Consider the following 26,647-nt stretch of genomic DNA (forward strand, 5'->3'; position numbering starts at 1 on the left):
CGTTACCGCTGCAGAAACGAGCCAGCGCCCTGGCCCGGCATCGCACCACTCGGTTGACGCATCTCACGCCAATGACGGTACTGGGCCTGTTTGTCCGCGGACGGGTCCTCGATGCCCAGCAACCAGAACCTGAACCAATCCAGGTTTCTTTCGTTCGCGGCCAGAAGCTGCTTGGGTTGAAACTTGAAGTGCGGCGCCTGGGGAAACACGTAGAGATCGGCCTTGCGGGCGAGCATCAATGGAACCGCGGAATCGAGCAGCCATTCGTACTCCTGCTCGGGCACCTGCATCAGGATGGGCGCCTTGATCTTGTCCAGGTTGAACTCCAGTCCGATGCGCTTCCACTGCTCCGGAGTCTCGTCCGCGGCTCCGAGTTGCCAGACCGTCTTGGCACGCGACACGAATTCCTCCCCCTTCAAGGTGCCGTGCAGGTACATGCTGCGCGACAGAACGGCGCCGGTGATCGACGCTGCGGCAAGAAGATCAGACTTGAATGCCGTCCACATCGTGACTTCTGTGCCATAGCTGAGTTCCCCCATTCCCACGCGGGACGGGTCGATGGCTCCGGATGCCGCCAACATATCCACCGCACTTTTCACGGCCGACAAGCCCTCGTCATAGCGCCGGGCCGCATCGGAATAGACCGCTCCATAGTTGATGCAGAGCACCGAGATCCCATGTTCGGCGAATGTCGCGAAAGGCCATTCACCGCCATATCCGCTACGCAGGAAGCCAGGACAAAGATAGTAGGCGACGAACAATGGGGGCGGATGCGCGCCCACCCTGCGCGCTTCGAAGAACTGTCCGGTAAACAACTGCCCGCCCTGACCACGCCAACGAAGCAGCTTCACGCGCGCGGCCTGGCCGACATCCGCCGCCAAGGCTGCGTTCGGATCGAACAACATCTGACGCTCGCCGGTCTTCAGGTCGATACGCTCAAGGCGCGGCGGCCGGTTAGGATCGGCCGACACGCACGCCAGTGCGACGGACGACATGCCGCAGCCGGCATCCTCACGCCCGTACCGGTCCCCGCCATTGAGCAGGCCGGCCGCTCGCGCGAGTGGAGTGACCTTGCCACTGCCGAGATTCCACCGGAACAGCGATTGCGACGTTCCCTGTGCCGGATCGGAGACCGTAAAGATCACCTCATCGCTCCCGGGTCGCCATTGGATGCCTGTCATGGCCGTGCCGACACAGGCTTCGGCTTGGCATTTGAACCAACGCGAGTGCTTTCCCAGCGAGGCCGACAGCTCGACCTTCGGCTTTCGCAATTGGTCGCCCTGTTCTCCTACCCGGCTCAGCAAAGCGAGGCGCTGGCCGCCCCCGTCCAGCGCATAGCGCCAGGGTTTGGGCTCATCTGATGACAAGCGCGGGTCGACGGCATCCGCGCTTTGAGCATCGGCCGACGCGAGTGCACGGACCTCGCCAGTCGCTGGATCGACCTCTTTCCAACGATCCGAGACGTCGGATAGCAAGGGCACGCGGGCGAAGCCATCGCCCTTGACATCCAGTCGTTGGGTCGCAAGACGTCCGCCCACGTTTCCCGAGCGGAACAGGTTGCCTTGGCCAATGGGTACCGCGCTATCGACGCGGATCCCACGCTCGTACTCCCGTTGTTCCGCCGCGATCACTTCATCGCGCGTCGCGCCAACGCTGTAGCGCAATGTCTTACCGTCCGCGTTCAGCGAGAAGTCGCGTACATCCGCTGGATCGGTCGTGACCGGCTGCGCACTTGAACCATTCGCGCCTGCCCGCCAGACGGCCGTTTTCCCGTCCATGAAGGCCAGGTAGTAGATCCATGCCCCGTCTGGCGACCATACGGCACGGGCCGGCAGCGAAAGCCCAGCCGAGCTACGTAGCGGCGTACCGCCTTCGCCTACTCTCCGGGGCGCACTCGCGCCATCCATTGCCTGGACGTACCACCACGCGTCATAGGTGTTACGCTCGACCGAAGCCTGTTCGGTACGGAATGCCACATACAGACCATCAGGCGACACCACTGGGCCGCTGATGTCGACGACTTCAATCAGGCGCCTTGGGGAGATCATCTCGCCGGCGTGCCCCTCGCTGGCCAAACCCGGCAGCGTGCCGAACGCCAGACACTGGATGATGAAGAACTTCAGCAAGCGGGCAGAAAATGCTCCGCAACTTCGCGTCGTATGCATGGCGTGCTCGGAATGGGAAAACGATGTCACCAGTGCGCGGACACGCTGAGGCTCACGAACCGACCGATCGCCGAATAGTTGGTCGAGTCGTACGGCGGATTGCTGGTAACGGGTGCGTAGAGTGGGGGCGCCCGATTGAAGAGGTTCATCGCCGAAAGCGCGAACTCCAGGCCAGGGAACAGCCCCAGTCGCTCGCCGGCGGCATAACGCAGCGTGGCGTCGAATGTGGTGAATGAACTCGTCTTGCTGCCGTCGACCTTGTTGATCACGCCACTGACATAGTTGGCGAACGTCGATGCCGTCAGCCCGCCTCCCCTCCAGACCGTCCCGATTCGGCCGCGGACCTTTGCTGGATAAAAAAGCGTGCCGGACAGATCCCGCGTGCTGTCGGCACGAGTGGCCTGTTGCGCGCTGTCGATCCAGCTGACCGCGCCGTGCACCGCGAGTTTTCCCCGGCCGATATCAACGCGGTACGAACCCGAGAGATCCAGACCCTTGATCCGTTGTGCGACTGTATTGACGTAACGGTTGTAGGCGATGGCCACGACCTTGGCGGGGTCGTACGGCGCACCGGTGAAGTTGCTGAACTGAGCGTTGGTGATGATCGTGGCCTGCTCGTCCGCCGTGGGGGTGCCGTCGATGAACGGTGCATAGGCGGCGTTGTTCAGAGCCTGCGCCTGGTAAACCAGCGGCTGCGCGATACGTTCGGCGAAGCTGATGCTGTACCAGCTCAACTCCGCCTCGAGTGCCGGCACCGCCTCCGGATGAAACGCGAGCGACGTGCTCCATGTACGCGCCCGCTCGGGCTGCAGGTCAGGATTGCCCCCATAGGGCACCAGTACCGTTGCGTCGCTGGCATAACCCTGGCCGCCGAGCGAGGCTGCGCGATACAGATAGGCCGATTGAGGCTGATAGCGCTGCAGAAGCGTCGGCGCCTTGAAGGACTTGCCCCAGGAGGCCTTGAGCGTGAAATCGGCGCTGGGGTCATAGAGGAAGCCGAGCTTCGGGGTAGCCACGCCTCCAAAGCTGGCGTAATCCTCACCGCGCATGGCAGCGGTCAACTCCACCCGCTGCACGCCAGGAACACCCTGGTCGGCTCCGATCAGGGGTAGGCTGATCTCCGCATAGGCGAAACGGCTGCTGTCTTCGCCGTTGGTGATGACAGCGCCGCTGCGAAGGTTGCCTTGCAGGAACGTGTTCTCGCGATAGCCCGCCCCTAGCGCCAGCCGGGCATCCCCGCCCGGCATGGCGAACATCGGGCCTTCCGCGCTCAGCTCGTAAGCGCGGCTCCGATTGCGATAGAGACTCCGCGCGAAGGGGGTGACCCGCCCCGTGGTACGAACGCCTATCCCAAGACCAGAGACGCTCTCGTCCTTGCCCCACGCGCCTCCGAGCGTCATTGCCCAGTCTCCGGACAACGCTAACGTGATCTCAGGGGAGACAAACCGGGTCGTGGTCTCTGCCGTGGCCGGGAAAAACTGTGTTGGAAGAGCCACGTAGTAGGTGAGCTGCTCACGCTTGGTCCTGAGCGTATCCACCTGCAACTCGACACGGCTCCCCAGCGCCTGGTGGAGGCTGAGCAATCCACTGTCCAGCTCGCTCTCTGGGTAGAGCGTGGTGGGGCCGAACAGGTGATCGGCGTAGCCACGCTGGTCGGCATAGATCGGATCGGCCGACGTCCGCTTCCACGCCGCGATCAGACCACCGTTGGCCCAGGCGGCACCGCCGGTCGCGGAATACTCCCGCGTAGTCAGGCCGCCATCGGTCGCACCAGCATGGCGCGTGAGGACTGTCAGGCCCTCGTAGTCGCGTCGCAGGATCACGTTGCCCACCCCACCGACGGCGTCGGAGCCGTAGATGGCCGAGGCCCCGTCCGGGATGACCTCCAGACGGTCCACGGCCTCGACGGGAATGGCGCTGATATCGACCGCCTGCACAAATCCGCTGTAAGCCAGACGCCGACCATTGAGCAGCGTGAGCGTGGCATCTGGCCCCAGACCACGCAGGTTGAGCGATGATCCGCCAGAAATGTTCTGGTTGGCGATGCCACCTCCTTCGGCACCCGCCACTACCCCCGGGTTCTGTCCGCCCGAGAAGTTCTGCGGCAGCGAGCGAATCACCTCACCCATGTCGGAGAACCCTTCCTCGCGGATGCGCCCGCTGTCGACGGTGATCACAGGTGAAGGCACGGTGCCGCCCTTGATGCGGGTGCCGGTGACGGCGATCGTGTCCAAGGTCGAGGGCGCTGGGGTATTCACAACCGGAGTTCTTTCCCCATCGTCCACCGTCCGCCTTTGCGTTGCCGACGAAGTTCCATCGCCGACCGAGGCCTGTGGCTTCCGCCCGCTTGAGTCGGATGACCGTCTGATCACCATCGTCGTCGCCGTGGTCTGCTGCGCCGACAGACCGCTGCCGGCCAGTACGCGGTCGATCGCCTCGCGGGCGGTCAGGGTCGCCTGCAGGGCCGGCGCGTTGACGCCATCCACGTCCTGGATGTCGAACAACACGTTGGCGCCGGCCTGGCGCGCGATCGCACGCAGGGTTTCGGCCAGTGGCTGGCGCGGCAGATCGAAGGGATAGGCGGCTGTCAGCGCATGCGGGGGACTCTGTTCCAACGCTTGGGCGTGGACAGTCCCGAGGATCGTGGCGATGCACAGACCCAGCGCGTGTGTGGCAAGGGTGGAGCGGAAGCGGACGTGCATTGACAGAGTTCCCCGTGGATGGTGTGCGTCACCGGGGCGACTGCTTCGCGGTGCCCCGTCACTCCGTAGATGCATGTAGGCGCTGAAACCGCACCGTCACTTTCTGGTCACCTCCATTCGGGCGGATCGCATCGCCGTCCAGGGTCGTAGACGCTGTCTTGTTTCTCCCAGATCATCGCGCGCCGTCGCCTCACCCGCGTCTGCGCGTGATGATGTCGGCATCACCGCAGATGGATGCGTCCGCCGCGCTGCTCGAGCTGCAAGCCGTGCATCTGCGCCACCGAGCCGGCGAAGCCGGCGTTGTCGCCGGCGTGGTACAGGCCACTCAGGCGCACACCGCGTGCCCGGGCACTGTCCAGGACGATGCTGGTCTTGTCGTAGCGGTTCATCTCCGCCGCGGCCTCGGCCAGCGACGTGTTGTCGAGCAGAACCTCGCCTCGGCGCCAGGCGGTCACCGCATCCAGGCGCGGCGTGTCGATGCGCGCCGGCACGTGATCGCCCAGGACGATGCGCTCGCCGGGCGTGAGGATCTCGGGCGGAGGCACGGAACTGGCGTGGCGTGTGTCCCCGGCTGGAAGGGGCGTGTTAAGCGTGGCGACGGCCACACGGCCTTCGATCAGGGTCACCGCCACCCGGCGCGCGTCACGGCGCACGACGAAGGTGGTGCCCAGCGCGGTCACGCTGTGCCCGTCAACGATGACCACGAAGGGCCGTCGTGCATCCTTGGCGACCTCGAACAGGGCCTCGCCCCGGTCAAGTTGTACGCGGCGTTCGGCTTCGGTGAAATCGGGTGTGACGCTGGAGTCGGCATTGAGCGTGAGGCGGCTGCCGTCCTCCAGGCGCACGGTGCGCTGCTCGCCAACGGCGGTGACGTAGGACGTCGGGCCCGCCGTCAGGAGATGCAGAACCAGGCCAGCAACAGCCAGGACCAGACAGGCCGCCATGGCCCAGCCTGCGCGGCGCGGGCGCCAGGTCCGCGCGCGCAGCGCCCGCAGTTCGCGGGCCTCGGCACTGTGCTCCCAGCGTTCCAACCGGGGCGCTGTGCTGGCCGGCTCGCTGCCACCCAGCAGGTCCCACACCTCGGTCAAGCCTTCGAACTCCTGCGCGTTCTCCGGGCGTTCGGCCAGCCAGTGGCGGAAGCCGGCCTCGAGTTCGGGACTTCGATCGGGGCCGTGCAGGCGTGTGATCCATACCGACGCCTCGGCACGCGCGGCCAGGATGGTCTTCGATGGAGAGTCTTCCTTCTCGGTGGACTTGCGCAGGTTCATTCCGGACTCCTCGCCATCCAGTCGCGCAGGAAGAAGGATGCGCGGGCGATGTGTTTCTCCACCATGCTAACGCTGATGCCCAATCGCTCGGCGATCTGCGCGTGGCTCAAGCCATCGAGCCGGTGCAGCAGCAACACCTCCCGCGGCCGTGGATTCAGTCGCTCCAAACCCGTCTTCATGCGCTGGGCACGCTCCTGGCGCACGTAGAGTTCGTCCGGCGGCGGTGCCGGGTCGGGCAGGGACTCGGCCACCGTTTGGTCGAGCACCATACGACCGGCAGGTGACTTGCGGCCCTGTTCGGCGGACAGGTTGAGCACGGTGCGCACCAAGAACGCCTCGGTATTGTGGACAGTGCGCTCGCGGCAGTAGAGCTGTAGGCGCAGGAAGGCCTCCTGCATCAGGTCGTCGATCTCATCGCCCGCACGGCCGCGACTGGCCAAGACCCGCCGCAGCTTTGAGAGCAGTTGGAGCACCCCGTCCATTCCGTCGGAATAGCACGGTCCATCAAGGCCCCGCAATCGTGGGAAATCAGGACGCAGAAGGCACGAAAATCACGGTGCGGGTTTGCCCTATTGATGCATCTACACAGATCCTCCTGTGGATGCGGCATGAGGTCTTGAGTGATTGGTTGCACGGCATCCGAGACTCAGCCGCGGGCTTGCGTCCCGGTCGTTTGATTTCGCCTATATCCTCTGGGGTCTCCCCTACGCGCTTGCTCCCAGGTCCGCCATGCGTTTTTCCTCCGACGAGATCGCCGCAGCGCTTGCCACCGTGCGCGCCGCCCTGCCGCCGACGCCGCAGTACCGCTGGCCGCTGATCGAACAGGCGCTGGGCGCCGAGGTCTGGATCAAGCATGAGAACCACACGCCCGTGGGCGCCTTCAAGGTGCGCGGCGGGCTGACCTATTTCGAGGAGCTGCGCCGCACCCAGCCGGAGGTGCGGCAGGTGATCAGCGCCACCCGCGGCAACCATGGGCAGTCGGTCGGCTTCGCCGCGCGCCGCCACGGCCTGCAGGCGACCATCGTGGTGCCGCACGGCAACTCGGTGGAGAAGAACGCGGCCATGCGGGCGCTGGGCGTGGAGCTGGTCGAGCATGGCGAGGATTTCCAGGCCGCCTCGGACCATGCCGCGGCGCTGGCGAGCGCGCATGGCCTGCACCGCATTCCTTCCTTCCATCGCGAGCTGGTGCGCGGCGTGGCCACGGCCTACGTGGAGTTCTTCGAGGCGACCAAGGCCGCGGGCGGGGCGCCGGATGTGCTGTTCGTGCCCATCGGCCTGGGCTCGGGCTTCGCCGGCGCGGCGGCGGCGCGCGCCTACTGCGGCGTGAGCACGCGCCTGGTCGGCGTGGTCTCGGCGCATGCCGATGCCAGCCTGCAGTCCTGGCGCAGCGGCATGCTGGTGGACTCGCCCGCCAACACCTGTCTCGCCGACGGCATGGCCTGCCGTCTGCCGGTGGCCGAGGCGATGGCGGTGGTGCGCGCCGAGGCCGAGGACGTGGTCGCGGTCACCGACGACGAGGTGGCCGCCGCGATGCGCCTGCTCTACACCGCCACCCACAACGTGGCCGAGGGCGCCGGCGCCGCCGCGCTGGCGGCGGCCATGCAGCAGCGCAGGTTCTGGGCGGGGCAGCGCATCGGCGTGGCGCTCACCGGCGGCAATGTGGATGCGCCGCTGTTCGCCGAGGTGCTGGCCGGATGAGGCCGGGCGTCCGGGTCGGTCGCCCGGCCCTCTCGCGGCGAGCCTGACGGATGCTGCGTTCGATCCACGTCAGGCGGACGCGGCGGCAAGCGCCCTGATGCGCTGCGCGACGTCGGGGTCGGTCGGGTTGTAGACGATCATGCTCAGGTCCGGCCGGCCGTCGACGGCGAAGGCCGAGTATTCCAGTTCAATGGGCCCCAGCTCCGGGTGCAGCAGGCGCTTGAGGTGTTCGCCGCCGCCCGCGTCGAGCACTTCGTTGTCATGCCACAGCGCTTCGAACTCCGGGCTGAGCCTGCAGAGCTCGTCCACCAGCTCACCGACTTCGGAGGCCAGGCCGGCGCGCGCCACGTCGGCGCGGAAGCCGCCCACCACGAAGCGGGCCACGCTGTCCCAGTCGTGCTGCTTGGCGCGCGCGGCCGGATCGCGGAACAGGAAGTAGAGGATGTTGCGCTGGCCCACCGGCAGCGCGCCGTAGTCGGTCAACACGACGGTGGCGGCCGGGTTCCAGGCCACGATCTCCCAGGTGGCCGTGCGGATGATCGCCGGGCTCGCGTCGAGCAGATCGAGCAGTCGCTGCAGGCGGGGGCTGACGCTGTCCACCGCCTTGTAGCGGACCTCGGGCGGCCGCCCCAGTCCGAGCATGAACAGATGTTCGCGCTCGGCCTCGGTGAGCATCAGCGCGCTGGCCACGCGGTCCAGGACCTCAGGCGAGGGCGCGCCGCCGCGGCCCTGCTCGAGCCAGGTGTACCAGGTCGGGCTGATGTGGGCGCGTTGCGCGACTTCCTCCCGGCGCAGCCCGGGCGTCCGCCTGCGACCGGTGAAGCCGAAGCTGGCCGGGTCCAGGCGCGTGCGACGGCTTCTCAGGAATTCGCCGAGGGATTTGGCCGTGCCGACGGGCATGCGGAGCCTGTTAGTCGCTTTACTAGGATGAGATCACTAATTTACCGGTATGGCGATGGGCCAGATAGTGCGCAGCTCCACGCTCAGGACACCGCACCATGCGCATCTTTCTTACCGGCGCGACCGGCTTCATCGGCTCGGCCCTCGTCCCCGAACTCATCGGCGCAGGCCACCAGGTCATCGGCGTCAGTCGCTCCGACGCGGGCGCCCAGGCGCTGCGCGCCGCGGGCGCCGAGGTCTATCGCGGCACGCTCGAAGATCCCGAAGGCCTGCGTGCCGGCGCCGCCCAGGCGGACGGCGTGATCCATACCGCGTTCGATCACGACTTCTCGCGCTTCGTCGAGAACTGCAAGAAGGACGGGCGCGTCATCGCCGCGCTCGGCGAGGCGCTCAAGGGCTCCGACCGTCCGCTGGTCATCACCTCGGGAACGGGATTCGGCATTGCCCGGGACGGCGAACTGGCGAGCGAGGACGTCTTCAGACCCGACCATCCCAATCCGCGCGTCGCCTCCGAGCTGGCCGGCAATGCCCTGCTGGAGGCTGGCGTGAACGTGTCGGTGGTGCGGCTGCCGCAGGTCCACGATCCGCTCCGGCAGGGCCTGGTCTCGCCGCTGATCGCCGTCGCCCGCGACAAGGGCTACGTCGCCTATGTCGGCGAGGGCCGCAATCGCTGGTCGGCCGGGCATCTGGCCGATGTGGTGCGCCTGTATCGGCTTGCCGTGGAGGCGGCCGTTCGCGGAGCGCGCTATCACGCGGTCGGCGAGGAAGGCGTCAGCAGCCGCGACATCGCCGAATCGCTCGGCCGCGGGCTGAAGCTGCCGGTGGTGTCGGTCGCGCCGGAAGAGGCGCCGGCCTACTTCGGCTGGCTGATGCACTTCGCCGCGCAGGACATGCCGGCCTCCAGTGCCCTCACCCAGGCGCGGCTGCACTGGCATCCGACGGGGCCGACGCTGCTCGCCGATCTCGACCTGGCCCGCTACGCGCAATAGTCGTCGTGCAACAGGCCCGGGAGCGAGGCTACTCAAGCCCCGCATCCCGGGTGAAGAACGGCTCGCGTCTCGCCTCGTCGGATTCGGGACTTCAGCGCGGCGTTGCGGCGACGGCCGGCCGCTCCAAAGACCAGTCCGCATGCCAATCGACGCGGAAGCGGTCGCCTTCGACCTGCAGCGGCAGCCAGACATAGCGTCCGTCGATGGCGTTCTCGGGGTTCCAGCGATCGCCCATGTAGATGAAGCGACCCGGCTGGCCCGGCATGGGCAGGATGTAGGCACTCTGGCTGTGGAAGGTGAGTGCCGCATCTTCGCCCTGCGCGGGATTGCCGAACTCGGTCCAGGGACCCAGCGGCGATGCCGCGCTGGCGCCGTGCGCGGTATTGGGTTTCCAGCCCGTGCACTCCGAGCCCATGAAGAAGTAGCGCCCGGCATGCTTGAAGATCGCCGGCGCCTCCAGCCACTGGTCCACGAAGATGCGCTGATAGTCCTGCTCGGTGTCCAGGTAATCGGCTGTCAGGCGCGTCATATGCATCGTGGCGTTGCCTTCGGAGCTGTAGAACAGATAGGCCGAGCCGTCGTCATCCTGGAACAGCGTCATGTCGCGCGACTGCTGGCCATTGGGCCGGAACGAGCGCAGGTAGCGGTACGGTCCGGCGGGCGCATCGGCGACCGCCACGCCCACGCGGGCGTCCTTGTAGCCATGCCCTGCCCGCTCCAGGTGGAACCACATCACGTACTTTCCGGTCGCCGCGTTGTGCAGCACCTTGGGGCGCTCGATGATGGCGCCATCGGCGATGTCCGACGCGGGATCCTTCGACACCGGCAGCGCGATGCCGCGCGCATCCCAGTGCAGCAGATCGCGGGACTGATAGACCGACACGCCGACATGCGCCGCGTTGCCGCCCTTGCCCGCGGTCTTGTACTCGCCGAACCAGTAATAACTTCCATCGGGCGCCCTGAGCATCCCGGCGCCATGCGCGTTGATCACCTCGCCCTGGCGGTCGTGCCAGCGCTCGCCGGGCACGATGGAGGCTGGCTTGTCGGCGGCCGCGGCCGACCAGGGCGCAAGCAGCAGGACGGCGGTGGCCGCCAACACGTGTCTGATCCGTGACCGGCGGCCGGCATCCGCCCGGCCACGCCGGGCCTGCGCCTCACCGACCGTGTTTGCGCACGACGTACGCAGCTGCTTCATCCTCATCCCTCTTGCCTTAGCACTGCAGGTTGTTCGAACTGAAGGCCGACCTGACGCGGGGCGCCATGTCGGCCGTCTTGGTGAACCGCGAAGACCACGCCCCGCCTTAGAACGTCACCGTCATGCGGGCCCACATGAAGCGGCCCAGCAGGTCGTAGGAGGCCACGTCGGTATTGGCATTGGTCACGTTGTTGGCGTAGTACAGCGGCGGCTGCCGATTGGTGAGGTTGTCCACGCCGACCTCGAAGCGGGTGTGCCACGGACTCACCTGATAGCCCAGCTGCACGTTGTGATAGGCATAGGCACCGATGCCGCGAACCACACCGGCCTGATCGGAATCCGCCGACAGGCCCTGGTCCAGATCCGTGCTGCCGATCTGGGTCTTGCCGACATAACGCAGGCGCCAGGACGCGCTCCAGTCGCCCTTGCTCCAGCTCAGCGTGGCCAACGCACGCCAGCGCGGAAAGTTGCCGTAGGAATAAGTGAACCTGCCAGCATTGTGGATGGTGACCGTGCTCGGGTCGGTGGTGTCGGGCAGGACGTCGTAGCGCGAGGTGTAGGTGCCGTTGAGGCTGGCGGTCAGCCTGCCCCATCCGGCGTCCGGCAGGCGGTAGGCCAGGGCGAAGTCGACGCCGCGCGCCCAGAGCCTGCCCAGGTTCACGGTCGGCTCGGCGATGTAGTTGATGGTGCCGTTGCCATTGCGGTGGATCAGGGGGCAGAAGCTGCTGGCGGCGTTCGCATAGCACTGGTTCATCACGGTCTGCGCGGAGACCGTGGTGATGGTGTCCTCCAGGTCGATGCGCCACCAGTCAGCGCTCAGCGAGAGGCCGTCGAGCCAGCGTGGGTCGTAGACCAGGCCCACGTCGTAGGATTTCCCGGTCTCCGGCTTGAGCTGGTAGCCGGCCACCACGGCCCCGGAGGTCTTCGCCGAGACCTGTCCATCGGCCTGCTGGTAGCTGCCGTCGGTGGGGACGTTGGCGCAGGCCGCCGCATGGCCGCCGGTGTAGCCGTTGCAGGGGTCGTTGGCCGTGGCGGCGTCGCCGGCCACGCCGCCATACAACTCGTTGATGTTGGGCGCGCGGAACACCTGCGAGGCGGTCGCGCGCAGCAGCAGGTCCTGCACCGGGCGGTACTCCAGCGAGAGCTTGCTGTTGGTCCGGCTGCCGACCGAGCTGTAGTCGGAGAAGCGCGAGCCGATGGTCAGGTTCAGCGATTGGACCAGCGGCACGTCCTTGAGCAAGGGCAGCAGGGCTTCGGCGTAGGCCTCCCTGACCTGGAAGCTGCCGTTGAGCGTGGTGGCGCAGAACTCGATCGTCCCGCACAGGCCGTTCTCGTCGGCCTGCCACCGCGGGTCGGCCTGGGTGCTGGTGGATTCCTTGCGGTAGGACACGCCCGCGGCCAGGCTCACGGTCCCGGCCGGCAGCTCGAACAGGCTGCCATTGGCGTTGGCCTCGAACTGCCTGACCGTGTAGACGCTGCTCACCACCGGATCGACCACCATCGACTGCAGGGCATTGGTATAGGCCGCGTCGTTGATGTTGAAGATGTTGATCGGCGTGCAGCCCGCGATCGGGTTGCCGGCGCTTCCGCACTTGACCGTGCCATCGGTGTCGGTGAACGAGGGGCCGACCGCCTGGTTGAAGCTGGCGTAGTCCAGGAAGCCGTCATTGATCGACTTCTGCTTGACCCGGCCGTAGTTGAGGCGTGCATCCCACTGCCAGGAACTGTCGCCGAAGCTGCCGCGCAGGCCCGGCGCCACCTGCAGATTGTAGGTGTTGTACTGGTAGCGCCGGTTGCCCAGGGCGATGATGCGAGTGTTGAGATCGTTGTACGAAGTGTCGGTGCTGCGGTCGGTGCCGAAGTTCACGCCGTACGGGTTGTAGGCGCTTTCGGCCGAGACCAGGAAGTTGTCGCCATTGGCGAAGATCGGGATCGGCGCGATGATCGAGGCCGACTCGGTCTTGCTGAACCAGGTATCGAGATAGGCCTCGACATTGTCGTTGAGGCGCAAGGTGCCCAGCGCGAAGGCGTTGGTGCGCTCCTGCGGGGTCTGCAGCAGGTTGTAGGGCTGGTAGTTGTAGGAATCGTTGACGGCGTTGTAGCAATGGAAATCGCCGGCGCCTGCCCTGCCCTGGACACCGCTGTTGAGCGTCACCCGCGAGCAGCCGTAGGCCGTGGCCAACGCAGTGGAAGCGGCCGAGCCGTCGTTGAAGTTGACCGAGCCGGTCGGAGTCGCCGACGAGCCCTGCTTCACCGATTGGCCATCGATCAGATACAGCGCATCCTTCGAGTAGTCGCGCTCGGCCGCCGAGACCGCGTCGAGCTTGTGATAGGACAGGCCGGCCACGATGCTGCCGCGGTCCCAGGCCTTGCCGCTGGTGAGCGAGAAGTTGCGGCGGTCGCCGTCGCCCTTCCAGCTGCTGCCGAAGTCGATGGAGAACTGCGTGCCCTCGAAGCGGTCGCGCAGGATGAAGTTGACCACGCCGCCGATCGCATCGGACCCGTAGACCGCCGAGGCGCCGTCGCTCAGCACCTCGATGCGCTCGATCATGCTGGCGGGGATCGCGTTGACGTCGTTGTAGGCCAGGCGGCTGCCGTTGACCAGCACCAGCGTGCGCTTGTCGCCCAGGCCGCGCAGCGAGACCGTCGAGGCACCGGTGCCGCCGCCGTTGTTGGTGTTCGGGTTGGTCGCGTTGCCGGCGATGGACGGCAGCTCCTGCAGCAGGTCGCCCACGGTCGCCTTGCCGGTGGCGGTGATCTGTTCGCGCGTGACCGTCACGACGGGGTTGGCGGTCTCGGTGTCGACGCGGCGCAGGCGCGAGCCGGTGACGACGACGTTGTCCAGGGTCTTGGGCGCATCGCCGCCGTCAGGCGGTGTTTCCTGGGCCAGCACGGTGGATGTGCAGGTCAGCGCCAGCGCCGCGGTGATGGCGGCGGTGAGTCGATACTGCAGAGTGCGATGGCGGTAATGCGATCGTGCGTTGGGCGAAGCGGACATCGTGGACGTCATGGCGAAGATCCTCGGGGGATGTGCTTCCGACGGCAATCGGGGGCAACAGTCCCCCGCGCCGGCGGATGCCAGCGAATCGGCTTGATCGGTGTTACCTGCTGGTGCGGATGTCAGGGCGCGGATGAGGCGCGTCGTGGCAACGGGCGGGATCGCCTGTCTGCGCGCTACGTAACGCATGCTTCATCACACGATCACAATGTGCCGTCCTGCCTGCCACAGCGTCTTGTCGCATTTACCGCTTATGGATGCGGAAAATCGCACGGACCGGTCGGATGATCGTGCCTGTGCAACGCGCGGGGAGCGCTCAGGCTTGGAGCAGCCAGCCGCCGAACAAGGGGCCGGCCGTGTCGCCATGCTGTGGTTCGAAGCGGAAGGTCAGCAGCGCGCTGTCGTGTGTCAGCGCAAGCGGCAGCGGGTAATCGTGATCGACGAAGTCGATCACCTGGCCGCGTTCGACCTGCACCTCCACCGCAAGCGCGCCGTTGATCAGGATATTGAAGCCTCCCTTGTCGCTGCCCCAGAAGCGCAGGCGCAGGACCAGCGGTGCCTGGCTGCCTTTCATCTGGAACTCGACGAAGCCCTTGCCGCGCACGTCTCGACACGCCTGCCGGCGGTAGGCGCCGCTGAAGGAGGTCTCGCTGCTGAGCTTGTGGGCCTGCTCGGAGGCGGGATCGCCGAACAGGATCACGTCCACCGCACTGGCCAGCAGCGCGGCGTGCTCGGCCTGCTCGCGCGTGCGCCGTTCGGCCTCCTGCGTCCACTGCCTGCCGTCCATGCGCCTGAAGTACAGCGCGCAGCGGCGATCGTACTGCGCATAGAACGGCGCGAACTCCAGCGCCTGCGGGCGCGTCGTACTGGCCAGGAAACGACCGGGCTCGGGCAGTGGCACGAAGCCCGACAACGGCGAGACATCGGCGACCAGCGCCGGATCGGGCTGGTCGTAGGGCGTGGAGACCGGTCCCAGATCGGCGGCCAGCGCCAGTGGGCCGCGCATCACCACGACGCTGTCCGGATCGCCGGCCGCATGCTCCAGGCGCAGCGGCGTCTCCAGCGTCAGCTCGACGACATCGCCGGCCTTCCAGGCGCGCTCCAGCCGCGCGTAGCCATCGACGGGCGTCGTCTTGGCCGCGCGGCCGTTGAGCCTGAGCGTGTAGCGCCCTTCGCACCAGGCGGGGATGCGCAGCATCAGGCGCTTCGGCGCCTCAGCCCCGGCACGTGTGATCTGGAGGCGCACCTGTCCGTTGTGCGGGATGCCGCTGTCCAGTTCCAGCGCCAGGTCGCCCTGCTTCCAGTCCAGCGTCGAGGGGATGTAGAGGTTGACGTACAGCGCGCTGCCGTCCTGCCAGTAGATCGAATCGCCGAACTGCGCATGGGCCTCCATGCCGCTGCCGACGCAGCACCAGAAGGAGTCGAACCTGCCGGAAAACTCGCGCTCGCCGCCGGTGATCATCGGTGTCATGTAGGTGAACATGCCGGTGGCCGGATGCTGGGCTGCCATCGTGTGGTTGTGCAGCGTGCGCTCGTAGTAATCGAAATAGCGCGCCTGCGGCGTCCACTGGTAGAGGTGCCGGGTCAGCTTGAGCATGTTGTAGCTGTTGCAGTGCTCGCAGGTCTGCTCGGTCAGGAACGCGGCGATGGTGTCCGGCTGCTGGAAGTACTCGCGATCGGCGTTGCCGCCGATCACGTAGCTGTAGTGCGTGGTCACCGTCTCCCAGAAGAAGCGCGCGGCGGCGGCCGAATCCGCATCGCCGACCAGCTCGAACTGGCGCGCCTCGCCGATGAACTTGGGCACCTGGGTGTTGGCGTGGTGGTGCGGCAGATCGTCCTTGCCGACCAGGGTCGGATCGATGATCTTCTCGTGGCGCAGACGCTTGCCAATGGCGATCCAGCGCGCGTTGCCCGTGCGTGCGCCCAGTTCGAGGTAGGACTCGTTGAGGCCGCCGAATTCGGTATCCAGCAGGCTCTGCGTCTGCGCATGATCCAGCGCGTCGAAGACCCCGGCCAGGTAGGTCGCCAACGGGATGAGCACCTGCAATGCCTGTTGATCGTCCGCCAGCGCATGCGCGTCGAGCAGACCAGCGAACAGCTTGTGCACCGTGTACAGCGGCGACCAGCTGCCGTTGAGGTTGAAGGCGCTGCTCTTGACCGCGCCGCGGCGCACCTCTTCGAACACGACCTTGCCACCCTCGATCGCGCCGGCATCGGTCTTGCGCGTCAGGCCACCGACGTAGCCATCCGGATCCTGCGCCTGGGCACGGGCCAGCTCGGCCACGATGTAGGCGATGCGCTGCCGCACCTGCGGGTCGCGGGTCTGCGCGTATAGCTTGGACAGCGCGCTCAGGTAGTGCCCGAGGGTATGGCCGGCGATGGTGTCGCCTTCCCAGCCGCCGTAGACCTCACCCTTCGGAGGCAGGCCGGCGTACTGCAGGAAGTTGTGGAGCAGTCGGTCCGGCTCGATCTCGAACAGGTAGCGGCGATTGACCAGTAGCGAGTCCAGGAACATCGACGGCTTCAGCGTGACGTCCTGCAGCGGCAGCGCGTTCACCTTGCCGGCCATGGACGCCGCAGCCTCCGCCGGGAACCGCAACATGCCCGCGGCCATCGCCAGCGCGCTCCACTGCAGGAAGCGTCGACGCGACAGGGTGTCGGCGGCGTGGTCGCAGGCCTGCAGCGGCTGGGGATCGAGCGGCGCCGTCACGCGCTTCGCCCGCAAGCGATCAGGAGAAGATGGGCATCCGGGCGCAACGGCATCAGGGCTTCCTCGACAGGCGGGCCTGTCCTGCAAAAGCGACCAGGCAGGCAGAGCATGGGACCGAGGCCGACGCCTCGCCGGGCCGACTATCACACCGCGCCGCAGGCAGCGTCTTGAGCTCCAGCGTGTCAGGGCATGCGGAATCCAGCACGAAGTGGGTCAGTTGCTTATCCCGTCTCGGAGCGCATCGAAAACCGCGCGCAGACAATGTGTGGTCACCGGCCTGAAGGTCACTCGATTGGCCGTCCACAGCGCCCCACCGTCGACGCTGGTCTTTGCGACCTCATGCGTAGCGCGCCTCGATGCTGACCTTGCCGCTCGCGCTGAAGGGCAGCGCGACGCGGTCGCGATGCGGCCCGCTCAGCGCTGCCGGGACGCCCGCGATGCTGACTTCGCGCAGCGTCTTGCCCGCAGGCGCGCGCAGCGTCAGCCAGACGGCCCTGGGCTGGAGCGCGGGCAGGCTGACCTGCGCCTGGATCAGGCCCTGCTCGGGCTGGGCCTGGATCGACACGCCGACCCTGCCCCACGGCGTTGGTGCATCCTCAATGAGGATCGGCTTGCCGGTGGCCAGCCAGTCGCGCGGCAGCGCGCGCGCCAGATACAGGTCCTGATCCTGGTCGAACACCAGCATCCAGCGCAGCAGCAGCGGCACGGTCATCTGCGCGGGCATGCAGAACAGCGGCATGCCGCCGGTGATGCCGGCCACCTCGCCCGCGGTCCAGCTGCCGCGCGTATGTGCCTGATAGCGGTGCGCGTAGAGGAACAGCAGGTATTCCTCGATCCGGTCCAGGCGCAGCAGCTGCTGGGCGTAGCCGTAGGAAATGAAGCCCAGGATGTCGCGCCCTTCCGGCGTGGGCTTCCAGATATTGGAGACGATGCCCAGAGTGGTGCCGCCGTGGCCGCGCAGGCAGTCGATCACCAGGTGCGCCAGCGCATCGGGCAGCACGTCGGCCTGCAGCAGCTCGGCATAGGCGCGATGCGACCAGAGCTGCTCGCTCTTGCTGGGATCTTCCTGCGACATCGCCTGGCGGAAGGTCTCGCGCGTGCCCGGCAGCGGGCCGACATAGGCGGGATTGAGGTCGGTGCGGATATCGGTGCGGATGGATTCCAACAGGCGCTGGCGCAGCTGCCTGGCGCGTTGGCGCCACTGGCCGGAGCGGCCCGGCGCGCCGGCGATCGTCGTCCACACCGCCGCGATGTCCTCCCAGCCGCGGATCGCCAGGGCGCTGTTGCCGAAGTACGGCTTCCACCACAGCGAAGGGTCCGGATACAGGCAGGCGTCGGATTCGCTCCAGCCGTGGATCAGGCCATGACCGCGATCGTCGCGCGGCAGCTGCAGGCTGGCGTCATGCAGCTCGACCAGCAGCTGCGCGGTGGCCTCGATCTTGCCCTGGTACTGGCGCAGCAGTGCGACATCGCCGGTGTAGCGCAGGTAGCGCGCCAGCAGCGACAGGGTCAGGCCGAACTGGCCCGTCTCCGGGCCGCGCATGTTGACCAGGCCATCGGGCTGGGTGTAGTCGGACAGGTAGTTGTCCAGCACGGCCCGGGCCTGGTCGAAGCGGCCCCATTCCAGGTTGGCATACAGCGAACTGGTGAAGGTGTCCTGGAAGCCGTCGTACTCGTTGCCGACGTAATCGCGGTCCACCGCGCCGTACTTGGGGAACACGCCGCCAGGCCGCACGATCAGCTCGCGGGCGAACGCGAACCGCGCCATGTCGGGCCAGCTGGCGTCCGGCAGTGCCAGCGTGCTGATCTGCGCCAGCTGCGCCTGCCATGCGGCGGCGAAGTCGATCATTCCGCGATAGAAGTCCTGCGCACTGGCCGCGCCCCGGCGCGGCGGATAGTCGGGATAGCTGTAGCCGTAGACCGTGCGCACGGCCTTGCCCTGCTCGACCAGCACCGCCCGATGCCAGGTCTGCACCACGAACGCGTCGCGCGCATTGACGTCGGCGAACACCAGCAGGTCGTACCAGCGCCCCTCGCCCGCCGGAATCACCTTGTGCACGGCCGGCATCCAGCCGCCCAGCAGGCCTTCGCTGCGATGGGCGACCTTGTCGGCATCGGCCAGCTCCGGGAAGTACTGGATCGCCCGATAGGTGCGGCTACGCCCGTCGGGATAGATCGGCATCGTGTCCTTGCCCTGCACCGTGCCCACGAACGTCGTCCACGGCAGGCGCCCGTTGTAGTCCTTCGGATCCAGGCGCGAGGCCGGTGGCGGTGCGGCATCGCGCACCTCGGCCTCGCTTGGGTCGCCTTGGCGCAGCAGCCGGTCGGCCAGCAGGTCGGCTTCAGCCATGGCCAGCTCGGCCAGCGGCATGCCGAAGTACGGCGTGTCGCTGCTGCCCCACACCGCCTCGGTGCGCTTGCCCAGCTCCAGCACGCCGGCCGCGCAGGCCAGCACCAGTGCCCCCTGCGGCGTGCGCAGGTCCTCGTGCACGGTCCAGGCCTGACCCCGATGGGTGAAGGCGGTCAGCGCGGTCGACCCCGCCAGCTCCACGCTGCTGGCCGGCCGCAGGCGCGGCGGAGGGGCGGCAACCGGGGCGACGCCAGCCTGTTCGGTGGTCAGCCCGGCAGCGGCAGGAAGCAGGCCGGCGGCCGCCGTGGCAGCCACGCCGTGGCGAAGGAAGTCTCTGCGGTCCATGGTGCCCACGCGGTTGAATGATCAAGCCGCATCGTGCGATGCCGGCGCGCGCGCGTCTTGTCCGACACGCCGCTGGCAGGTGCGGCTTTTCGCACAAGCGCGGCGCGTGCGGGCTCAGTAGGTGCCAACCGTGACCCGCAGCACCGGCGGATCCTTGCGCCCGAAGTTGAGCCCGTAATCGGTCTGGTCGCCGTTGAGCAGGCGCTCGAACCGCCATTGCCCGTCCTGGTAACGGCCCTGCTCCACCCGCAGCAACTGGCCGTGCCGACCATCGTCGGCCACGCGCGCCAGTTCCGCGCGCGCGGCGAAGCCGGTCAGCAGGAACTGCTCCGGCGCGGTCTGCACGACCAGCAGGCGGCCGGCGTGGTCGCTGTTGCCGGGCAGGATCGGATCGGCATCGCCCCAGGCGGGCGCGCCGTAGGACACGCGCACCTCCCAGTCGCCGAAGCGCAGCGTGCGCCGCGGCTGGCCGGGCTGCTCGGCCACGGCCTGCAGGCGTCCCTCGAAGGCGGCCTTGGCCAGGATCCGCTGCATCGGCGCCAGCAGCCCGAAGTTGGCCGCATGTGCCGCGCTGGCGGCCTCCTTCTCCGGCGAGTCGGCGCCGTCCACGCCGAACACCGAGAAGCCGATGCCGCCCTGCCCCAGCACATGGAACAGATACGGCGCGGTGGCCGGCTCGAAGCCCGTCTCGGACACCCAGGCCGGATTGTCGGCGCGGGCGTACTGCCCGATCACCTTGGTGTATTCGTTGTAGTCGTTGGTATAGATGTCGGTGCCGATGAAGTCGATCGACGGGCTCGCCGCGCGCCACAGCTCGAACACATTCACCGTCGCGCCCCCGGAGGGGTAATCCAGCCCGGGATACTTCTTGCCCTTGTAGCGCAGCCAGGTGTTGACGTACATCGGCAGCGGATAGACCTGCTTGCCGGCGGCGGCGACCTGCTCGATGTAGTGCGCGGTGGCGTAGGCGTTGAAGGCCTCCTCGGCGTCCGACCCGAACACCTGCTGCCAGGTACCGGCCGGCTTGCCCAGGCGGGCCGTGATCGCCGCCGGCACCGGCTGGGCGAAGGCGGCGTTGGCGGCGGCGCCATGGTCGCGCACGGTGCCGATCGCGCCCGGCTCGTTCTCCACCTGGACCAGGATCACCGTGTGGCGCTGACCATCGATCTTGCGCAGATGCGCCATCAACGCGCTGAAGGCGCGCTGGTCGGCCTCGAGGTTGGCATTGGCATGGGGCGAGAGCACCTCGGTAGGCTGTCCTCGCTCGTCCAGGGCGCGCGGGTAAGTGGCGGCGTCGCGCTTGATCCATTCCGGGACGTAGTGCATCTGGCCGTTCTTCCAGCTGCCGAACCACAGCAGCGCCACGCGCAGGTCGCGCTGGCGTGCCTGTGCGATCAAGGCATCGAGGTTGGTGGTGTCGTAACGGCCAGGCGATGGCTCGAACTGCTCCCAGTACACCGGCGCCTCGACCGTGTTGGCGTGCAGGGCCACCACCTGATCCAGCGCACCGGGGAGCACGGCCGGCCAGGCGCTGGAGTTGTGCAGCTGCGCGGCCAGCACCGTGTAGGGCGCGCCGTCCACCAGCAAGGCATAGCGGTCCTGCGCGTGGATCAGGCGCGGCAGTTCCTGGGCCGCGGCGGTGGCGCACAGGCCGAACAGGAGCAGGCCGGTCACGGCCCGGCGGAGAGACCGGCGGAGCGCGCCGCGGCGGGTGTTGAAGCCAGATGCGGTCATGGTGAGGGACCCAAGATGTTCCAGTGCGGCGTGGCGCCGCCCTGTGGCGAAAGACGAGGAAGTCGTATGGACGGCGGCTGGCGGAGCCGATGGGTCCTGTGGAGCGAGCGACGGTGCGCAGAGGCCGAGCGCGCGCGCGTCATCGGCCGTTGCCTGCGTTGCGTTGGCGGTGCCGGGACCGGCCCGCAGCGGCGACGCGGCGAAGGCCTGCATGTGCGCTCCTGCGCTTCGCATCGATGCGCTTGGCTGCGGCCCACGTCTCATTGGCCGTCGTCCTCCTCCAGCGCCAGCTCGTGGCCACGCAGGCCACTGCGTGCGCCCCAGTGATAGATGCCGCAGGCGATCACCGCCACGCAGATGGCATCCAAGGGATGGGCGATCGCGCCGATGCCGCCGAAGCTACCCAGGTAAGACACGGCCATCACCAGCACGAAGAACACGATCAGCCAGGCCGAGCTGCGCACCTGGCGCAGCACGCGCGCGCGGCGCGGCGCGGACGGCAGCTGCGACAGCACGTAACCGACATAGATCAGCACCTGCAGGCCCAGCAGCCACGACACCGTCGGCCAGGTGGACCAGTAGACGATCAGCGCGGCCACAACGAACGAGAGCGGCCCCAGCACCGCCAGGCCCTTGACCCGGAACGGGCGCTCCAGCTCGGGCGCACTGCGCCGCAGCGCGGCCACCGTGACCGGCGCGATCGCATAGCTCAGCACCAGCGCCGCCGAGACCACACCGATCAGCGTCTCCCACGAGGGAAACGGCAGCGTCCAGAACACCGACAGGGCGAAGCTCAGCCACAGCGCCGGGCGCGGAATGCCCGACTTGGCATCCACGCGCGTCAGCACGGGCAGGAAGCGACTGCTGCGCGCCCAGCCGTAGACCACGCGCGGGGTGGCGTTCATGTAGATGTTGCCCGTGCCGCTGGGCGAGATCACCGCATCGGCCACCACCAGGGTCGCCAGCCATCCCAGGCCCAGCGCCAGCGCGATATCGCGGTACGGCAGCGAGAACCGCTGGTCTATGCCTGCCCAGCCCGCCGCCAGCGCATCGCCCGGCACGGCGCCCAGGAAGGACAACTGCAGCAGCACGTAGATCACGGTGGACAGCGCCACCGACAGGATCAGCGCGATCGGGATGGTGCGCTGCGGATCGCGCACCTCGCTGGCCACCGACACGATCGGGGTCAGGCCCAGATAGGCGAAGATGATGCCGCCGGCCGAGATCGCCGCCTCGACGCCCGCCGCGCCGGCCGGCGCGAAGCCCTGGCTGTGCAGGTTGTCGCCGTTGAAGTGCGCGAGCAGCAGCACGATCACCAGCAGCGGCACCAGGAACTTGAACACGCTGATGACGTTGTTGGCGAGCGCGAAGGTCTTGACGCTGAAGTAGTTCAACAGGAAGAACAGCGCCAGCAGCGCGAGCTGCAGCAGCCAGCCGGCCAGGCTCGGACGCGAGCTGCCCGCCTGGCTCAGCGAGGGGAACCACGCCGCCGCGTACTACCGGCAGGCCTCCACCTCGATCGCGATCAGGCTGGAGAAGGCGATCAGGGTGATGAAGCCCATCAGCCAGCCCAACAGCGTGCCGTGCGAGTACTCCGGGTAACGCACCACCCCGCCGGCACGCGGCAAGGCGGCGCCCAGCTCGCAGTACACCAGGCCCAGCAGGAAGACCGCGATGCCGCCGATGATCCAGGACACGATCCCGGCCGGACCGGCGATGGAGGACACGTGGCTGGCGGCGAACAGCCAGCCCGAACCGAAGATCGAGCCCAGGCCGATGAACGTCAGGTCGGTCAGGCTGAGGCGCTTGTGGAATTTTCCTGCGGTTGCCATGGGGTCCCCCGGGGCTGGGTGGGCGCCTGCCGCCGCGGCCCAGGCGCCACAGCGACAGGCAGAGGCGTGGCGCGACGGCTCAGTGCACGGCAGGCTCCGCCCATGGCGACTTGCCGCCTTCGGCGATGAAACGATCGATCCGTGCGTCCAGGACGGGCAGCGGCACCGAGCCCAGCGACAGCACGGCATCGTGGAAGGCGCGGATGTCGAACTTCTCGCCCAGCGCGGACTCGGCCTTCCTGCGCAGCTTCAGGATCTCCACCTGACCCAGGTAATAGGACAGCGCCTGGCCCGGCCAGGCGATGTAGCGATCGACCTCGGTGGTGATCTCGTGCTCGCTCAGCGCGGCGTTGTCGCGCAGGTAAGCCTGCGCCTGTTCGCGGGTCCAGCCTTCGTGGTGCACGCCGGTGTCGATCACCAGGCGCGCGGCCCGCCACATCTGGTAGGTCAGGTAGCCGAAGCGCTCATAGGGCGTGGTGTACATGCCCATCTCCTGCCCCAGGTACTCGCAGTACAGCGCCCACCCTTCCCCGTAGGCGGAGATGTAGTTGTAGCGGCGGTAGTCTGGCAGGCCGGTGTCCTCGGCGGCCAGCGACATCTGCAGCGAATGGCCCGGCGAGGACTCGTGCAGGGTCAGCGCGGGCAGCACGTACAGCGGCCGCGACGGCAGGTTGTAGGTGTTGAGCCAGTAGGTATCCATGCCGCCGCGCCCGCCGGTGTAGAACGGCGCCAGGTCGTCGGGCACCGGCTTGATGGTGAAACGCTGACGCGGCACGCGGCCGAAGTACCTGGCCAGGTTGCCGTCCATGGTCTTGGCGATCCAGGCGGCGTGGTTCAACAGTTCCTGCGGCGTCTTGGCGTAGAACTGCGGGTCGGTGCGCAGGAAGGCCAGGAAGTCGGCGAAGCCGCCCTTGAAGCCCACCTCGTCCATGACCTGCTGCATCTGCTCGCGCAGGTTCGCCACTTCCCGCAGGCCGATCTGGTGGATCTGCTCGGGCTCCATATCCTCGGTGACGAACTCGCGGATCTGCGCGCGGTAGTAGGCCTTGCCGTTCGGCAGCGCCTCGGCGGACAGGGTACTGCGTGCGCGGGGCAGGTACTCCTGGCGCATGAAGCTCAGCAACCTGGCGTAGGCCGGGATCACGCTGCCGTCGATCGCCGCGAGCGCCTGCGCGCGCAGCTGCGCCTGTTGCGCGGCGGGGATCGCGGCCGGCATCTGCTTGAACGGCGTGTAGAACAGATTGGACTCGCCCTGGGCATCGACCACATCGGCGATCGACTGGTCGCGCCCGGTCAGGGTCACGCGCGGCTGGCTGAAGCCACGCGCCAGGCCGGCGCGCATGTTGACGGTCTGTTCGTCGAAATAGCGCGGGATGTCGGCCAGCAGCTTGAGATAGCGGCGGTAGTCGTCGGCCGTGTGGAAGGTGCCGCGCGCGGTGAACCCCAGGTTGGTCCAGAACGCGGTGTCGCTGTTGAACGGCATCTCCCAGGCACGGAAGCGCTGCTGGTCCAGGAAGACCTCGATCTGCTGCCGGTAGACCTGGTAGTTGACATGGTCCTCGGCCGAGAGCTGCGCCTGCGGGATCGCGTCCAGCTCGCCCATCACCTGCTGCCAATAGGCCGTGCGCATGCTCTGGGTGGCGGGATCGACCTTGGGCAGGTGGTCGGCGGCGCGGCTGTCGCCGTTCTCGTCATCGGCGCCGGCGGTCTGCTCCTGGCGCCAGGTCCATTCGCGGGTGTAGAGCGCCTTGAACCGCGCGCTCGCGTCGGCGGGTGGCGCGACGCTGGCCGGCGTGGCCGCGCGTGCCGCCTGTGCCGGGTCCATTAGGCCGCCAACGCCAAGGACCAGCAGCAAGGCGGTGGACAGCGGCGTGCGCAGGGCCATCAGGTTTCCTTCGCGGCAGGTGTGGGGGTGGGATCCGCTTCGGCCTGGGTCTTGGCGATCCAGGCGTCGATGCGCGCATCGAGCAGGTCCAGCGGCATGGCCCCGCCGCCGAGCACCGCATCGTGGAACGCGCGGATATCGAAACGGGCGCCCAGCGCGGCCTGGGCCTTGGCCCGCAGCGCCAGGATGTCCAGCTGACCCAGCTTGTACCCCAGCGCCTGGCCGGGCCAGACGATGTAGCGATCGGTCTCGGCCTGGATGCTGGGTTCGTCATCGGAAGGATGGGCATGGAAGAAGTCCACCATCTGCTGCCGCGTCCAGCGCTTGTAGTGCACGCCGGTGTCGAGCACCAGACGATTGGCCCGCAGCAGCTCGCCGGCCAGATGGCCATAGGCGCTGTAGGGATCCTTGTAGAAGCCCACCTCGCCGGCCAGGCGCTCCGCGTACAGCGCCCAGCCCTCGATGAAGGCGTTGTATCCGGCCTGCTGGCGGAACGGCGGCAGCGGCAGGGTCTGGGCCAGCGAGATCTGCAGGTGATGGCCCGGCACGCCTTCGTGATAGGCGGTGGTCTCGATGTTGACCAGGGTGCGCTCGGTGGCATCGTTGGCATTGACCATCACGATCGCGGGCCGGGTTCCCTCCGGGTTGCTTTGCCAGTATTCGGCGCCCGGGGCCTCGCGGCGGAAGGCCGGCATGCCCTGCACCTCCAGCGGCGTGCTGGGCAGGTGGCCGAACAGCTTGGGCAGCTCGGGTTCCATGTTGGCGATGTAGCCGCGGTACAGCGCCAGGATCTGTTCGCCGGACTTGGCGAAATGCCGCCTGTCCGTTGCCACCGCCTTGCGGAAGCTGGCCAGGTCCGGATAGCCCTGCGCCTTGGCGATCGCGCTCATCTGCCCTTCGATGCGCGCCACCTCGCGCAGGCCGATCTGATGGATCTCCTCGGGCGACTTGTCCGTGGTGGTCTGGGTATGGATCGCGAACAGGTAGCGTTTGTCGCCATCGGGCAGCGACCAGATGCCCTCGTGCTCGCGGCCCTGCGCGGCGTACTCGTCCTTCACGAACGCCGCCAGCTTGCGGTAGGCGGGACGGACCGCGTCATCGACGGCGGCGATGAGCTGCGCGCGGATGGCCTCGCGCTGGGCCAGATCCGGCACGGCCCCGTCGAGCTTCTTCAGGGGCGAGGCGAAGGCGCTCTCGGCGCCGGCCGCCGCGGCGATCCTGGTGATCTGCGCCGGCAGGCGCTCGAGCAGGTAACGCGGCTGGACCAGCTTGTCCTTCGCCCCCTGGCGCGAGACCTCGATGATCTGGTCCAGCAGCGCGGGAATGGCCTGCAGGCGCTTGATGTAGTCCTGGTAATCCTTGGCATTCTCGAACGGGAACGCATCGCCCTGCCCGGCCAGCGCCAGCTGGATGCCGCCGACCGGCTCCAGCGGCATCTCATAGGTCTTCAGGTCGATCCCGGTGAGCTTGTCGCGCAGCTGGCGCAGCATCATCTGCAGGCTCAGCTGGCGCTGCTCGTCCAGGGCCTTGCCGTCGATGGCCTCGAACCGTTCGAGCAGCGCGGCCGTGGCCGCCCGATCGGCCTGCACGGCCGCCAGCGAGTAATCGGTCCAGCGGTCGTTGTAGCGCCGGTCGCCGATGATGCTGGCGAACTCCGGGCTGTGCGCCAGCTGGTATTGCCACTGCTGGTCCAGCAGCGCATCGAAGGCCTTGGCGGCCTGCGCGCTGTCCACGACCGGCTTGGCCGTGGCCGCCGGTGGCGGCGATGCCGGCTGGCAGGCGGTGAACAGCGCCGCGGCCAGCACGCTTGCGGCGAAGGAGCGGATCAGCTTCATGCGTAGACTCCGGTGGCGGTGCTTACGAACGTCGAGGCCAG

At 67.7% G+C, this 26,647-nt stretch carries 14 protein-coding genes and 1 pseudogene; 2 read left to right on the forward strand and 13 right to left on the reverse strand.

The annotated features are described in order from the left end of the window. Positions 1–2 precede the first annotated feature (2 nt). From MWN52_RS09755 to MWN52_RS09770, 4 genes are all read right to left on the reverse strand, one after another. Complete coding sequence (locus MWN52_RS09755) at positions 3–2,126, reverse strand: Atxe2 family lasso peptide isopeptidase (protein WP_286577639.1); 2,124 nt, start codon at positions 2,124–2,126, stop codon at positions 3–5. A 65-nt stretch (positions 2,127–2,191) separates the two neighbouring features. Beyond that, positions 2,192–4,867 (reverse strand): TonB-dependent receptor, encoded by a 2,676-nt coding sequence (locus tag MWN52_RS09760; RefSeq protein WP_286577640.1) that lies wholly within the window; start codon positions 4,865–4,867, stop codon positions 2,192–2,194. A gap of 221 nt (positions 4,868–5,088) precedes the next feature. Next, entirely contained in the window at positions 5,089–6,135 is a 1,047-nt protein-coding gene (locus MWN52_RS09765; protein ID WP_286577641.1) for a FecR family protein, read from the reverse strand. Then, entirely contained in the window at positions 6,132–6,608 is a 477-nt protein-coding gene (locus tag MWN52_RS09770) for an RNA polymerase sigma factor (RefSeq protein WP_286577642.1), read from the reverse strand. The genes MWN52_RS09765 and MWN52_RS09770 overlap by 4 nt, the downstream gene beginning before the upstream one ends. Before the next feature lie 256 nt (positions 6,609–6,864). Here MWN52_RS09770 and MWN52_RS09775 point away from each other — a divergent pair, with 256 nt between their 5' ends. After that, positions 6,865–7,833, forward strand: a complete 969-nt coding sequence (locus MWN52_RS09775; protein WP_286577643.1) for a threonine dehydratase — start codon at positions 6,865–6,867, stop codon at positions 7,831–7,833. 69 nt (positions 7,834–7,902) lie between these two features. Here MWN52_RS09775 and MWN52_RS09780 read toward each other — a convergent pair whose 3' ends face one another. After that, positions 7,903–8,733, reverse strand: a complete 831-nt coding sequence (locus MWN52_RS09780; protein ID WP_286577644.1) for a helix-turn-helix transcriptional regulator — start codon at positions 8,731–8,733, stop codon at positions 7,903–7,905. A 98-nt stretch (positions 8,734–8,831) separates the two neighbouring features. Here MWN52_RS09780 and MWN52_RS09785 point away from each other — a divergent pair, with 98 nt between their 5' ends. Next, entirely contained in the window at positions 8,832–9,722 is an 891-nt protein-coding gene (locus tag MWN52_RS09785; RefSeq protein ID WP_286577645.1) for an SDR family oxidoreductase, read from the forward strand. A 91-nt stretch (positions 9,723–9,813) separates the two neighbouring features. Here MWN52_RS09785 and MWN52_RS09790 read toward each other — a convergent pair whose 3' ends face one another. The 8 genes and pseudogenes from MWN52_RS09790 to MWN52_RS09825 form a co-directional block, all read right to left on the reverse strand. Continuing rightward, on the reverse strand, positions 9,814–10,821 hold the full coding sequence (locus tag MWN52_RS09790; RefSeq protein ID WP_286577646.1) for a glycoside hydrolase family 43 protein: 1,008 nt from the start codon (positions 10,819–10,821) through the stop codon (positions 9,814–9,816). A 202-nt stretch (positions 10,822–11,023) separates the two neighbouring features. Further along, a complete protein-coding gene (locus MWN52_RS09795; protein ID WP_286577715.1) occupies positions 11,024–13,915 on the reverse strand; it encodes a TonB-dependent receptor domain-containing protein in 2,892 nt (963 codons plus the stop codon). Positions 13,916–14,231: 316 nt separating this feature from the next. After that, complete coding sequence (locus tag MWN52_RS09800) at positions 14,232–16,625, reverse strand: glycoside hydrolase family 127 protein (protein ID WP_286577647.1); 2,394 nt, start codon at positions 16,623–16,625, stop codon at positions 14,232–14,234. 337 nt (positions 16,626–16,962) lie between these two features. Then, entirely contained in the window at positions 16,963–19,320 is a 2,358-nt protein-coding gene (locus tag MWN52_RS09805) for a glucosidase family protein (protein ID WP_286577648.1), read from the reverse strand. Between the two features lie 114 nt (positions 19,321–19,434). Beyond that, positions 19,435–21,054 carry a DUF5597 domain-containing protein gene (locus MWN52_RS09810; protein WP_286577649.1) on the reverse strand — a complete coding sequence of 540 codons (1,620 nt, stop codon included), beginning with the start codon at positions 21,052–21,054 and terminating at the stop codon, positions 19,435–19,437. 260 nt (positions 21,055–21,314) lie between these two features. Beyond that, positions 21,315–22,886: pseudogene (locus MWN52_RS09815) on the reverse strand (APC family permease). Between the two features lie 79 nt (positions 22,887–22,965). Beyond that, entirely contained in the window at positions 22,966–24,771 is a 1,806-nt protein-coding gene (locus tag MWN52_RS09820) for a DUF885 domain-containing protein (protein WP_286577650.1), read from the reverse strand. After that, the gene (locus MWN52_RS09825) at positions 24,771–26,606 is read right to left on the reverse strand and encodes a DUF885 domain-containing protein (protein WP_286577651.1); all 1,836 of its coding nucleotides are present in this window, start codon (positions 26,604–26,606) and stop codon (positions 24,771–24,773) included. Before MWN52_RS09825 ends, MWN52_RS09820 begins: the two co-directional genes overlap by 1 nt. Positions 26,607–26,647: the final 41 nt, after the last annotated feature.

The organism is Pseudoxanthomonas winnipegensis, from assembly GCF_030322905.1.
In the GTDB taxonomy this organism is placed as follows: Bacteria; Pseudomonadota; Gammaproteobacteria; order Xanthomonadales; family Xanthomonadaceae; genus Pseudoxanthomonas_A; species Pseudoxanthomonas_A winnipegensis.

What these genes read in the sequence shown, in the direction of transcription:
- MWN52_RS09760 (WP_286577640.1), bottom strand. Translation starts at nt 4,867, where the DNA reads ATGCACGTCCGCTTCCGCTCCACCCTTGCCACACACGCGCTGGGTCTG.
- MWN52_RS09765 (WP_286577641.1), bottom strand. Translation starts at nt 6,135, where the DNA reads ATGAACCTGCGCAAGTCCACCGAGAAGGAAGACTCTCCATCGAAGACC.
- MWN52_RS09775 (WP_286577643.1), top strand. Translation starts at nt 6,865, where the DNA reads ATGCGTTTTTCCTCCGACGAGATCGCCGCAGCGCTTGCCACCGTGCGC.
- MWN52_RS09780 (WP_286577644.1), bottom strand. Translation starts at nt 8,733, where the DNA reads ATGCCCGTCGGCACGGCCAAATCCCTCGGCGAATTCCTGAGAAGCCGT.
- MWN52_RS09785 (WP_286577645.1), top strand. Translation starts at nt 8,832, where the DNA reads ATGCGCATCTTTCTTACCGGCGCGACCGGCTTCATCGGCTCGGCCCTC.
- MWN52_RS09795 (WP_286577715.1), bottom strand. Translation starts at nt 13,915, where the DNA reads ATGTCCGCTTCGCCCAACGCACGATCGCATTACCGCCATCGCACTCTG.
- MWN52_RS09805 (WP_286577648.1), bottom strand. Translation starts at nt 19,320, where the DNA reads ATGGACCGCAGAGACTTCCTTCGCCACGGCGTGGCTGCCACGGCGGCC.
- MWN52_RS09810 (WP_286577649.1), bottom strand. Translation starts at nt 21,054, where the DNA reads ATGACCGCATCTGGCTTCAACACCCGCCGCGGCGCGCTCCGCCGGTCT.
- MWN52_RS09820 (WP_286577650.1), bottom strand. Translation starts at nt 24,771, where the DNA reads ATGGCCCTGCGCACGCCGCTGTCCACCGCCTTGCTGCTGGTCCTTGGC.
- MWN52_RS09825 (WP_286577651.1), bottom strand. Translation starts at nt 26,606, where the DNA reads ATGAAGCTGATCCGCTCCTTCGCCGCAAGCGTGCTGGCCGCGGCGCTG.